Raw genomic sequence first — 13,275 nt, forward strand, 5'->3', positions numbered from 1 at the left:
GGACGTTCATCTCGACCACCTTAGAGCCCCGGAACCCGTACGTATCTTCAACCGCCGCCTCGATCATGTGCATGGCCTGATCGTCGGGCAGCACGCCGGAAATCTTGAAGAAGGCGGCCTGCATGATGATGTTGATCCGCCGCCCCAGGCCCACCTTTTGCGCGATGCTGGAGGCGTCGATTACGTACAGCGCCGCGTCCCGATCCAGGATCTGCTGCTGCGCCTCGCGCGGGAGGTGATCCCACACCTCGTCCGCGCCGTAAGGGCTGTTCAGCAACACGACGCCGCCCGGCTTCAGTGCGCCGAGCACGTCATAGCGCTCCAAAAAACTGAAGTCGTGGCAGGCGACGAAGCCCGCGTGCTGGACCGCGTACGGACTGCGGATCGGGTTCGGGCTGAAGCGCAGGTGCGAGATCGTGTACGTGCCGGAGCGCTTGGAGTCGTAGTAAAAATAGCCCTGGGCGTAGTTGTCGGTGGCCTTGCCGATGATCTTAATCGAGTTTTTGTTCGCGCCGACCGTGCCATCCGATGCGAGGCCCCAGAATAACATGCTGTGCCCGGCGGGATCTTCGGTCGAAAAGCGGTCGTCCCAGGCGAGGCTGGTAAAGGTCACGTCGTCGTGAATGCCCACAGTGAAGTGATTCTTGGGCGCGGGCGCAGCCAGATTATCGAACACGGCCTTGACCATGCCCGGCGTGAATTCCTTCGAGCTGAGGCCGTAGCGCCCGCCAACGATCACCGGCAGCGCGCCGATCTCACCCGCGCCGACCGCCTCGGCAAAGGCCATTAGCACGTCCTGGTGCAGCGGCTCGCCTGCCGCGCCCGGCTCCTTCGTCCGGTCGAGCACGGCGATCCGGCGCACGGATCGCGGCAGCGCGGCGATCAGCGCCTTGCCATCGAACGGGCGGAACAAGCGCACCTTGAGCACGCCGACCTTCTCGCCCCGCGCGGTGAGGTAATCGACCACCTCGTGCGCCGTCTCCGCGCCGGACCCCATCAGCACGATCGCGCGCTCGGCGTCCGGCGCGCCCACGTAATCGAACAGGTGGTAGCGCCGCCCGACGACCTGCGAGAAACGGTCCATGACGGCCTGCACCCCCTGCGGCGCGCGGAGGTAGTACGGGTTGGCGGCCTCGCGCCCCTGGAAGTATACGTCCGGGTTCTGGGCCGTGCCGCGCAGCACGGGGCGATCGGGCGACATGCCGCGCAGCCGGTGCGCCAGCACGGAGTCCTCATCGATGATGGCGCGCATCTCCTCGCGTGTGAGCTGCTCGATCTTCTGAATCTCGTGCGAGGTGCGGAAGCCGTCGAAGAAGTGGACGAACGGCACGCGTGATTCCAACGCCGCCGCCGTGCCGATCAGCGCGAAATCGTGCGCTTCCTGCACGCTGCCCGACGACAGGAATCCGAAGCCCGTCGTACGCGCAGCCATCACGTCCGAATGGTCGCCGTAAATGGAAAGCGCGTGCGCCGCCAACGCGCGTGCCGCGACGTGAAAACACGTCGGCAGCAGTTCCCCGGCGATCTTGTACATGTTGGGGATCATCAGCAGCAGGCCCTGCGACGCGGTGAAGGTCGTGGTCAGCGCGCCAGTCGTCAGCGCACCGTGTACCGCGCCCGCCGCGCCGCCTTCGGACTGCATCTCCGCGATGTGTGGGACCGAGCCCCACAGGTTGGTCTTGCCCGCCGTCGAAAGCTCGTCGGCCAGCTCGCCCATTGGGGAGGAAGGCGTAATCGGATAAATCGCAATGACCTCGTTGAGCGCATGCGCCACCTGGGCCGCTGCCGTGTTGCCGTCAATCGTCACCCGCTCGTGGGGTTCAGTTGTCATCGGAAACTCCTGGTTCATCTGCGACAGAACACTGTACATGCAGTCTACGAGCCGGGGCGTTGAAAAAACGTTACAAGAAGGCGCACGTCCTGTACAATGAGGGGGAAACAGGAGGTTTTGCAGTATGGCTGGCCTGGACCTACGCTGGCTCGGCTATCCAGTCGTGACGCTGGATGCCGCCCCCGTCAAGCTCGAAACGCGCAAGGCGACGGCGCTACTGGCGCTGTTGAGCGTCGAGCCGAAAGCGCATGCGCGCGAGGCAGCGGCGGCGATGTTCTGGCCGGAGCATTCCCAACAGCGCGCCCTGCGCAACCTGCGGCGGCTCCTGTTTTCGCTCAACCGCAGCCTGCCCGATTGCCTGATTATCGATCACGATGCGGTCATGCTTGCGCCGGGATTCCGGGTGGATGTGGCCGAGTTCCGCGCGGCGGTCGAGGCGGCGCAGCGCATCCCCCTTGAAGACCTGGAAGACGCGGTAAACCGGTATGGCGGCGACTTTTTGCAGAGCTTCAACCTGCCCGACTGCCCCGCCTTCGACGAATGGCAGTATTTCCAGCGCGAACAGCTCCGGCGCGACCTCGGCGCGGCGCTGGGCACGCTGGCGCAAACGTACGCCGCGCGGGGCATGATCGAACAGGCCGTTCAGACCGCCTGCCACCGGGTGAGCCTCGATCCGCTGGACGACCGCGCCCAGCACGACCTGATGGCGCTCTACGCGGGGACCGGGCAGCGCAGCGCTGCGCTGCGGCAGTTCGAGGTGTACGCGGCACTGCTCAACACCGAACTTCACCAACAGCCCGACGGCGCGATCGCCAGCCTGCACCGCCGCATCGCGGGGGAAGCCGGATCGTCCACCGCGCCGCACGAACCGCTGTTCAGCGCCAAGCTGACGATCCCCATGCTGCGCAGCGGCCACGTCACCCGCCCGCGCCTGACGCAGTGCATCGCGGAGGGGGCACAGCGCGCGCTGACGCTGGTCTCAGCGCCCCCCGGATCGGGCAAAACAACCACCGTCGCGGATTGGGCCACCCACACGGCGTTTCCGGTCGCGTGGCTGTCGCTCGATCCGCAGGACAACGACGCCTACCGGTTCCTGCGCTATTTCATCGCCGCGCTGCAAAGCGCCCTGCCCGACTGGCCCGCGATCCAGCCGCCGCCCCACCCTAGAGCGCTCACCAGCTTTCTGGCCGATCTCGCACATAAGCTGGCGGCCAAAGGCCCCGCCGCCGCGCTGGTGCTGGACGACTATCACGTCATCACCGCGCCGAAGATTCACGAGGCGGTCGCGTTTCTGCTCCAGCACCTCAGCACGCGTTTGCACTTCATCCTGATCACGCGGGCCGATCCGCCGCTGCCGCTCGGGCGGCTGCGCGCCTGCGATCAACTGCGCGAACTGCGTGCGGCGGATCTGACCTTCACTGCCGAAGAAACGCAAACCTTCCTGGCCCCGATCGCGGGGCTTTCGGACCAGGACATCACGCAGCTTGCGGCGGGTACTGAGGGCTGGATCGCCGGGCTGCAGTTGGCCGCACTGTCGCTGCGAGACCGGAACGAGCACCAGATCGCCGCCGCGATTCACTCGCTGGCAGGCACGCACCGGCACATTTTGGACTATCTGGCTGAGGAAGTCTTCAACCGCCAGACCACCGAGATGCGCGCCTTTCTGATGCGGACCTCGATCCCGGAGCAGTTGAACGCCGCCCTCAGCGATGCCCTTACGGGATGCGGCGATGGGCAAGCGATGCTCGAACAGCTCGAAAGCGCGAACCTGTTCCTGATTCCGCTGGACGACGAGCGCCAGTGGTACCGCTATCACCACCTGTTCCGGGATTTCCTGCAAAAGATGCTGGACCGCGAGCAGCCGGACCTGCGGGTAGCGCTGAACCGGTGCGCAGGCGAGTGGTATCGCGCCAACGGCTACACCAGCGAGGCGGTCAGCCATCTGCTGGCGGCGAACGATTTCGAGCAGGCCGCCGCGCTGATCGAAGGCAGCGCCCAGCGTATGCTGGCGACGCGGCACCTAACCACCCTGCTGGCCTGGATTGGGGCGCTGCCCGCCGAGGCGCGGCATCACCGCGTATGGCTCACGATCTATCAGGCGTGGGCGTACTTCTTTCTGGAAGATCTACCCGCCGCCGAAGCGTTTCTACAGGATCTTGAAGCGCAGGTGGGTGCAGCCGCCTTTGAACCGGCGGAGGTCCGCACCATCCAGGCCAACGCCGCCATCATCCGGTCGAATATGGCGTATCTGTATGGCGACCACCAGCGCACGCTCGATCTCGCCGCGCAGGCGCAGGATCTGCTCGACGACGCACCACACTGGCTGCGCAACCGGCTCTACTTCCCGGTGGGTCAGGCCTATTTCCTGCTGGGCGATCTCGACCGGGCGGAGCGCGCCTGGACGGAAGCCGTGCGGCTCAACCGGCACGCAGGCGATACGCTCGCCAATGTGGATACGTTGTGTTTCCTGGCGGCGCTCGAAAAGTTCCGGGGGCGGCTGCACGGCGCGGCGCGGCTGTACGACGAAGCGCGCGCCATCATGTGCGCGTGTGAAAATCCCGACTTTCCCGTGTTCGGGTCGCTGTACGTGGGCATGGGCGATCTGCTGTACGAATGGAACGACATGGACCACGCCGCCGAGCAGATCGTCACCGGGCTGGAACACAACCGGCATCGCGGCGATCCGCTGGCGCTGGCGCTGAGCTACGTGGCGCTGGCCCGGGTGCGCCGGGCGCAGGGGGATATGGCGGGCGCGGCGGACGCCTTCTCGAACGCGACCGGGCTGACGACGCGCCGCACGACGCCGCTGCACATCATCGACGCTCAAATCCAGGCGGCAGCGGTCCAGTTCCGGCTGGAAAACGGCGATCTATCCGGCGCACGGCACGGGCTGCACGCCATCTACTCCGCGCCCGACTGCCCGATTCGCTTTGCGACCGTGCCGCTGCATCTGGCACAGGTGCGTCTGTTCATCGCGCAGGGCGAATGGCCGCTCGCGCACGCGCTGCTGGCGCGGCTGGCAGAGGTCGCGCAGCGCAGCGGACACTTCGGCTCGTTGATCAAGATCCTGGTCTTGCAGGCGCTAGTACATGACGGGCAGCGCGACACAGAAAACGCCCTGCGCTGCTTGCAGGCCAGCTTCACGCTGGCCGAGCCGGAGGGATACACTCGCGTCTACCTGGACGAAGGCGCACCCATCGCGCGGCTGCTGCACGAGGCCGCCGGGCGCGACATCATGCCTACCTACTGCGCCCGGCTGCTCGGTCAGTTTTCTCCGGCCTGATTCCGGCGGCGCAGCAATGCGCGGAAATTATTCCTTATATTTGCCTGGCTCGTACAATATCACCAATCCGGAAATGGTTAACTTTACTTAACAAATGAATCAGGTACAATAAGGTCCTCTTGCATCCACAGCAGAACCTGTCTAGTTATGCTTACAAGAGGATGAATTCATGAAAAAGAGTTCTGTTTGGTTCACCTGTTTTGCGCTGGCTTTACTCGTACTCTCCGCGGTGGCCCCGGCCACATCCGGCATCGTCCAGGCGCAGGGCGATGACACGCTGACTGTGCTCTGCACGCCCCAGGAAGACTGGTGCGTGGCGATGACACAGGCCTTCCAGGAAGAAACCGGCATCGAAACGTCGTACGTCCGCATGTCCTCCGGCGAGTCGCTGGCACGCATCCGCGCGACGGCGGACGATCCTGAGTTCTCGGTCTGGTGGGGCGGCCCGGCGGATGCCTTCATCGCTGCGTACGACGAGGGTCTGCTGGAGCCGTACGAGCCCGAACTGGCGTCCGTCCTGCCCGAAGTCGCCGTGGGTGAAGATCACTCGTGGCACGGCGTTTACATCGGCGCGCTGGGCTTCTGCTCGAACGTCGAGCTGCTCGACGAGCTGGGCATCGAAGCGCCGACCTCGTGGGAAGACCTGCTCGATCCGGCCCTGAAGGGCAACGTCGCCATGGCGCACCCCGCGACCTCCGGCACGGCGTTCACGGCCTTCTGGACCATGGTCACGCTGAAGGCGGATGAGCTGGAAGCGGAAGAAGAAGGCACCGGCTACGATGAAGACGGCGCGCCGACCGAAGCCGCGATCGATGCCGCATTCGAGTACTTTGGCGAGCTGCACCAGAATATTTTGCAGTACACACGCTCCGGCTCTGCGCCGGGCCAGATGGCCGGGAACAGCGAAATCGCCGTGGCGATCATCTTCTCGCACGACTGCGTGAAGCTGCAGCAGGAAGGCTTCCAGGACGTGCTGGTCAACACCTTCCCCGAAGAAGGGACCGGCTACGAAGTAGGCGGCATGGCGCTGCTCAAAAACGCGCCGGAGCCGGACGCAGCCAAGCAGTGGATCGAATGGGCACTCACGCCTGAGGCTCAGGCCGTCGCCCAGACCGTGAACTCGCTCCAACTGCCGACCAACCCCGACACCCCCGTGTCGGAACTGTCGGTCAACCTGAGCGAAGTCAACCTCGTGGACTATAACTTCATCGCGGCAGGCGCAATGCGTAACGAAATCGCTGAGCGTTTCGACGCCGAAATCGCGCCGCAGCCGACCGAATAGGACCGGCGGGCACGTGAAAACCTTGCCTTCTGGCTGCAACGCCGGGAAGTGAGGAGGATCGTTCCAGTCATTTGCGCGGGCGGGGAGTGATCCTCGCCCGCCTGACCGTATCCCTCGCGCGCTCGACCGGCGCAGCCTGGGCCGTCGGGGGGCGTACCAGTACGGGAGAATACCCTGTGGTCAGATTGGCCCGCAGCCGCCATGTGGCTGAGTTTCGTCGTATCTTTCAAGATCCTGTTCTATTCATCGGCCTGCTGCTGGTGGTGATCTTTATCGCCCTGGCCATCCTTGCGCCTATCTGGGCCATGGTGAAAGAAAGCTGGACCGAAGACGGACAGGACCTCTTCAGCCGGTATCTTGGCTCCCCTGTTTACCGCACGATCATCCGCAACACGCTGGAGATGGGCCTGCTGGTCGCTACGCTGGGGACCGTGCTGGGCTTTGTGCTGGCATACATTCAGGTCAAGGTAGCGGTCCCATTCAAGCGGCTGTTTCACCTGATCGCGCTTGTGCCGGTGATCTCGCCGCCTTTCGCCGTGGCGACGGCGGTGCTGCTGCTCTTTGGACGCAACGGCATGATCTCCAAGGGCATCTTCAACGAGCGCTACGACATCTACGGCCTGGACGGGCTGACGCTGGTGCTCACGCTGTCGTATTTCACGATCGCGTACCTCAACATGCACGGCATGATGATGGCGCTCGACCCCGCGCTGGACGAAGCCGCGACTAACCTGGGCGCAAGCAAGTGGCGCATCTTCCGCACCGTCACCGTGCCGATGCTCATTCCCGGCATTGCAGGATCGTTCCTGCTGCTGTTCGTTGAAGCGATCGCGGACCTGGGCAACCCGCTGGTGATGGGCGGCAACTTCGAGGTGCTGTCCACGCGCATTTACGTCTCGATCGTGGGGCTGTACAACACCACGGCGGCGGCGGTGCTGTCCGTGATCCTGCTCGTGCCGTCGCTGCTGGTGTTCGTCGTGCAGCGCTACTGGATCAGCCGCACGTCGGTCGTATCCGTGACGGGCAAGCCGAGCGGCACGCCACGCCAGATCACGCACCCGCTGGTGCGCTGGCCGCTGTTCGCATTCGCAATGGCGATCACCGGGCTGGTGTTCCTGATCTATGGCACGATTTTTGTCGGGGCGTTCACGCAGATCATCAACGTCAACAACACCTTCACGCTGGAGCACTTCGACTTCGTGATCAACGGGTACGGTTCCGAAGCGATGAAGGACACCACGCAGCTCGCCGCCATCGCCACGCCGATCGCGGGCGTGCTGGGGATGCTGGTCGCGTTCCTGGTGGCGCGCAAGAAGTTCCTGGGGCGCAACGCGCTCGACTTCGCCACGATGCTCGGCATCGCCGTGCCCGGCACGATTTTGGGCATCGGCTACCTGCTGGTGTTCAACAGCGCGATCGAGGTGACGCTGCCCGTCGTCGGCACGTTCACGCTGATCCCCAAAATGACCGGCGGGCGAGCGGTATTCGGAGGCGCGGCGGCGATCGTGATCGTGTTCATCGTGCGCAGCGTCCCGGCGGCGCTGCGGTCGGGCGTGGCGGCGCTGTCGCAGATCGACCCGGCCATCGAGGAAGCGTCGATCAGCCTGGGGGCGGATAACTTCGGCACGTTCCGGCGGGTCACACTGCCGCTGGTGCGTCCGGCGTTCCTGTCCGGCCTCATTTACGCATTCGCTCGTTCGATGACGACCATTTCCGCGATCATCTTCCTGACGACGCCCAAGACGAAGATCATGACGCACCAGATCCTCAACGAAGTCGAAAACGGGCGCTATGGCAACGCGTTTGCGTATTGTGTGATTCTGATTTTGATCGTGCTGGCGGCTATCACCATCCTCTCGGTTGCGATTGGCACGTCCTCCGGCGCGGAGAAAACAATAGAGGGGGGCGCGTAAATGATCGCACCACAGGCGGGGACGCTGGTCCTCGAAGAAGTTTCAAAGACGTTTCCGCAGCGCGATGGCGGGGGCGAAGTCCGCGCGGTGGATCGCGTCTCGCTCAGCATCGGCGTGGGTGAGTTTGTGACACTGCTCGGCCCATCCGGCTGCGGCAAGACCACAACGCTGCGCTTGATTTCGGGCTTCGAGTTTCCGTCGTCGGGGCGCATCCTGCTCGACGGCAAAGATATCTCCAACCGCCCGCCAAACAAGCGCGACATGGCGATGGTGTTCCAGAGCTATGCGCTGTTCCCGCACATGACGGTAGCGAACAACGTGGCGTACGGCCTGCGCGTGCGGCACGTGGGGCAGCAAGAACTGAAGCAGCGCGTCGCGCACGTACTGGACCTGATGGGGTTGGCCGGGCTGGCCGAACGCCGCCCGCATGAGATGTCCGGCGGGCAGCAGCAGCGTGTGGCGCTGGCTCGCTCGCTGGTGGTGGAGCCGCGCGTGCTGTTGTTCGACGAGCCGCTCTCGAACCTGGACGCCAAGCTGCGCGTGCAGATGCGCAGCGAGATCCGCAACATCCAGCGGCGGTTGAACATCACCAGCGTGTACGTGACGCACGATCAAGTCGAGGCGATGGCGCTCTCCGACCGGATCGTGGTGATGAACGATGGGCACATTGAGCAGATGGGCACGCCGGAAGAAATCTACCGCCGCCCGGTGTCGCGCTTCGTAGCGGACTTCATCGGACGCGCAAACTTCGTCGAGGGCACGATCCACGACGTCAGCGGCGAGCGTGCGACGGTGTCGCTGCTGGGCCAGACGGTCACGGTCAGCGCGGGATTCCAGCCGCACCCCGGCGACACGGTCACGGTCGTGCTGCGCCCCGAATCGCTCGTGCTGCGCAGCGATCCCGGCCTGGAACAGGTGCGCGTCGAGCAGATGATGTACCTGGGATCGTCGGTGGAATATCTGCTGGCACGCGGCGACCAACGCCTGATCGCGGTGGACACCGATCCGCGATCCGACCGGCTTTTCCGCGAGGGAGATCTAGCAGGGCTGACGTTCGAGCCGGAGACAGTGCACATCCTGCCTGCTAGGGCGTAGGCACACGCAAGAGACCTCACCCCCTGCCCCCTCTCCAATCGGATTGGAGAGGGGAAACGAACACCAGCGACTCGGGGTGAGAATTTTTCTTCGGTGATCCAAAAACGGTCCGCAGTGGGAACACTGGCGGGCCGTTTTGCATGGTAAAGGGTGCATCAGGTTACTACTGAACCGAATGCCGCCGGAACAGCCACGCCGTGATCGGAATCGATATGGCGATGATGGCGACCGACCAGACCATCGACAGCCACGCGGAATCCCCCAGCGGTGTACCGACCAGCCACGCCCGGATCGCGTTGATGGTGTGCGTCAGCGGCTGGTTTTCCGCAAAGGTGCGAATCACGCCCGGCATCGTTTCGGTGGGCACGAACGCGCTCGACACAAACGTCAACGGGAAAATCAGCATGAAGCCGACCCACTGCGCCGCTTCGAGACTCTTGACCATCAGGCCGAGAATGGCCGACAGCCAGGAGATCGCCAGCGTGAACAAGATGGACAGTCCGATCACCAGTAGCCAATCGGTAACGCTGGCATTCGGGCGAAATCCGACCGCAAAACCGGCCAGGATGATGATGATGCCCGAAATGATGTTGCGCACGAGGTCAGCGGCGATGTGTCCGACGACCAGCGCGCTGCTGGACATCGGCAGAGAGCGGAAGCGGTCAACCACGCCTTCCTTCATATCCACCGCGAGATTGATCGTCGTGTAGTTGGCCCCGAAAGCCAGGGTCTGGATCAGGATCCCGGCAAACAGGTAGTTCGCGTAGCTCACGTCGCCGGTGTTGATCGCGCCGCCAAGCACGTAGCGGTTCAGCAGCATGAACATGATCGGGAAGAGGATCAGCGACAGCACCTGATCGAGACTGCGCACGATGTGCATGATGCTGCGCTTCGCCATGATCCACGAGTCGGAGAGCAGCCAGAAGATGGACGAGCGGCACTCGGCCAGCGGCGGCGACAGGAACGCATTTTCAACCAGTCGCGGGGACGGAAGCGTATTCTCAGCCATGGATGCCCTCTCCATCGTTGTGTGCGCCATTGCCGGTCAGGAAGAGAAACACATCATCGAGCGTCGGGCGGCGCATGGAAACACTCTCGACTTCGATCTGCGCGTCTTCCAGACGCTGTAAAATCTGCTTGAGCGAGGTCGCGCCGTTGTTGGCCGCGATGGTCAGAATCCGCTGATCGGCAATCGCCTGAAGCTGCTCGCCGTCCACGGCCTGCTGCGCCAGCGCGAAATCGCTCCGGCTGGAAATGGTCAAATCGACATGATCGGACCCGACGCGGGCCTTGAGTGAGTTCGCGTCACCTTCCGCGATCACCCTTCCTTCGTCGATGACGACAATCCAGTCCGCGAGCTGATCGGCCTCGTCCATATACTGCGTCGTCAGCAGGATCGTCGCGCCGTTGTCGGCCAGATTCTTGATCGCGGCCCACATGCTCAGGCGACTGCGCGGGTCCAGCCCGGTGGTCGGCTCGTCCAGAAAGATCACCGGGGGCGCGGCAATGAGGCTCATCGCCAGGTCGAGGCGGCGCTTCATGCCGCCGGAATACGTCTTGACCGGACGCCGCGCCGCATCCACCAAATCGAACTGCTCGAGCAGCTCCTGCGTGCGGCGCTTCGTATCGGCGCTGCTCAGGTGATACAAGCGGCCCAGCATGAGCAGGTTTTCTTCGCCGGTCAGATAGATATCAACCGCCGCGAACTGCCCCGTCAGGCCGATGCTGCTGCGCACTTCGCACGCCTGCTGCACGACATCGAAGCCGTTCACGTGAACCTGACCGCCGTCCGGCGGCAGCAGCGTGCTGAGGATGCGGATGGTGGTGGTTTTGCCCGCGCCGTTTGGACCCAGCAACGCCAGGATCGAGCCGCGCCGGACGGTGAAGTCAATGCCGTGCAGAACCTTGAGATCCTTGAACGACTTTTGGAGATTCCTCACTACAATGGCATTGTCTGCGATGTGGGGCGATCTTGGTTCCATAGAGTGGCCTCCGCAAATTTACAATATAATTATTATACATCTGTTCTATATTTGAACAAAGCATGGATCACACAAATGTTCTATTTTTTAGAGGTTTTTATCAGTTCGGGGAAAGCATAAAATTCCGGCATGTTCGATAGAATGCGAGGCACTGTTACGGGCAGATCAGCAGGCCAGACCACAGCCAGCCTTCCCCGCCATCGAACCGCACGTGATACCACTTGCCGGGTGCGTCGCCGTCCGCTACCACGGTCGTTTCAAGCACGTGATACGTCACGTCTTGCGCAGTCTTGCCCACGATCGTAGAGGTGAGTCCCGGCCCGCTGCGAATGTTGTTTCCGGCGGCGCTCGTGCAGGCCGGAAGATCCTGGGAAGCCGAGGCTGTGGCATCAGCGCTTACCAGTGCGTCGGGTTCTATGCCGCCCACCCAAAGCGCCTGCCCGCTTCGATCGTCCCAAGGATTCACCCACCGGTCAGTAGTGCGTACTTCAAAGTGGAGATGCGGGCCGCCGTCCCCGGTCGCGCCGGACAGCGCCAGAGGCACCGTCAAATCGTCGAGATAGGCGCCCTCTTCCACCAGGACAGTCTGGAGGTGCCCATAGCCGGTATACCACACCTGCGTTTCCCCCTCGACGACGAGGATGTGTTCGAGGGTCACGGTATTGCCGTAGGCGTGATTGCACGAGGGGTTATCGGTCGAGCAGTCGCTAAATGCCGCTACCACGACACCGGGCGCGCTGGGATAAACCGGCGTACCGAGCGGCAGTCCATCAGGCGCGCCGCCAATGTCGGTCCCCTGGTGCCCGGAATAGTCGCGCGGGGAGGAAAGTCCCGGGCAGGTGACGCCAAAACTGGCCTCGGTCCAATCAGAGTCGGGATAGCAAGTGATACTGCGTTGGTCATCCGCGAGCGGCCAGTGCAAAAAAGGCTGAGGCGCTGCCAGAACCTCAGGCGCGGGGTCCGTTTGAAGCTGCGTGGCGACCACGGCCAGATCGTCGGCGCTGAGCGAGCCAAACACCTGCAAGGGGTAATATTCAAAGCCGTGCGCAGGCGGCAGAATCTCACCCAACAGCGCCGAAAATGTGCGCGTCTGCCCGTTCGTCAGGTCGAGCCAATAGCCCGCTTGCTGATCGACGTTGTAGCCCAGAAAGATCGTGACGCCGTCCGGCAGCAGCGCAGTACGCCCGCTGAGCCGTTCCACCGGCACGAAGCTGTGATAGTTCAAGGTCCGCGTCGCAGGATCGAGTCGCCAGAGGTTGACCGCGCGCAGATGGTTGAGCAGCATACGATCCAGCAGCACGATCTCACCGTTCGGCATCCAGCCAACCGGGTCCAGGTATCCCCGCGCCGCGCTCAACTGATCCTCAAGCAGCAGTTGGCTGCTCCCATCATCCGACTGCACCAACACCCGGTAACGCGGCGGGGCAATCTCCACGTACGCCAGCCGGGTGCGATCGGGCGACCATACACCGTGATGAAAGCCATAGCCATCGGGCGGTGCTTCGGTCAGGTGCGCCGCCTCCAACGAATAGACATCATACCCCGGCAGCACCGCCGCAAAATCCGCAGAAACGGTACCCAATGGGGTGACTTCGCCCGTTTGAATTGAATTCGCATACAGGATGCCGTTCCGGGCAAACAGGATGAACTCGTCGACGCCGGAAAATGGGACGGGCAGCAGCGCGTTTGTGAGTGTTATGAGTGCGACCAGCAGATGGACCATGCACACCTCGACATTTTCCCCCAGTTTATAGCCCTCGTGAAAAATGCGGCGGTAGCGTCAGGCAAGCAGTGGAAGTTGGTGGGGTAAAAGCGAGAACTCGCTACCGGAGGGGAATAGGCGTGTAAGAGTTGAGGTAAACATGCGCCAAACGAGTTCAATAGAGTTG

General features: G+C 63.2%; 8 protein-coding genes. 4 read left to right on the plus strand and 4 right to left on the minus strand.

Going from position 1 to position 13,275, the window contains the following annotated elements:
- A partial coding sequence (gene nifJ, locus V7116_RS01110) for a pyruvate:ferredoxin (flavodoxin) oxidoreductase (RefSeq protein WP_324389530.1) occupies positions 1–1,831 on the minus strand: 1,831 nt, incomplete at its 3' end.
- Positions 1,832–1,955: 124 nt separating this feature from the next.
- Here nifJ and V7116_RS01115 point away from each other — a divergent pair.
- The 4 genes from V7116_RS01115 to V7116_RS01130 all read left to right on the plus strand — a co-directional run bounded on the left by V7116_RS01115 (position 1,956) and on the right by V7116_RS01130 (position 9,404).
- Complete coding sequence (locus V7116_RS01115) at positions 1,956–5,114, plus strand: BTAD domain-containing putative transcriptional regulator (RefSeq protein ID WP_324389532.1); 3,159 nt, start codon at positions 1,956–1,958, stop codon at positions 5,112–5,114.
- A 169-nt stretch (positions 5,115–5,283) separates the two neighbouring features.
- Complete coding sequence (locus V7116_RS01120) at positions 5,284–6,396, plus strand: ABC transporter substrate-binding protein (RefSeq protein ID WP_324389534.1); 1,113 nt, start codon at positions 5,284–5,286, stop codon at positions 6,394–6,396.
- 176 nt (positions 6,397–6,572) lie between these two features.
- A complete protein-coding gene (locus V7116_RS01125) occupies positions 6,573–8,309 on the plus strand; it encodes an ABC transporter permease (RefSeq protein ID WP_324389536.1) in 1,737 nt (578 codons plus the stop codon).
- 3 nt (positions 8,310–8,312) lie between these two features.
- On the plus strand, positions 8,313–9,404 hold the full coding sequence (locus V7116_RS01130; protein ID WP_442891732.1) for an ABC transporter ATP-binding protein: 1,092 nt from the start codon (positions 8,313–8,315) through the stop codon (positions 9,402–9,404).
- 163 nt (positions 9,405–9,567) lie between these two features.
- On the opposite strand, the gene V7116_RS01135 is transcribed toward V7116_RS01130, so the two are convergent.
- From V7116_RS01135 to V7116_RS01145, 3 genes are all read right to left on the minus strand, one after another.
- Positions 9,568–10,413, minus strand: coding sequence for an ABC transporter permease (locus V7116_RS01135; RefSeq protein ID WP_324389540.1), 846 nt, complete (start codon positions 10,411–10,413; stop codon positions 9,568–9,570).
- Complete coding sequence (locus V7116_RS01140) at positions 10,406–11,386, minus strand: ATP-binding cassette domain-containing protein (protein ID WP_324389542.1); 981 nt, start codon at positions 11,384–11,386, stop codon at positions 10,406–10,408. The genes V7116_RS01135 and V7116_RS01140 overlap by 8 nt, the downstream gene beginning before the upstream one ends.
- Before the next feature lie 154 nt (positions 11,387–11,540).
- On the minus strand, positions 11,541–13,109 hold the full coding sequence (locus V7116_RS01145; RefSeq protein WP_324389545.1) for a M23 family metallopeptidase: 1,569 nt from the start codon (positions 13,107–13,109) through the stop codon (positions 11,541–11,543).
- Between the last annotated feature and the right edge of the window lie 166 nt (positions 13,110–13,275).

The organism is Aggregatilinea sp., assembly GCF_036822615.1.
Classification (GTDB): domain Bacteria; phylum Chloroflexota; class Anaerolineae; order Aggregatilineales; family Aggregatilineaceae; genus Aggregatilinea.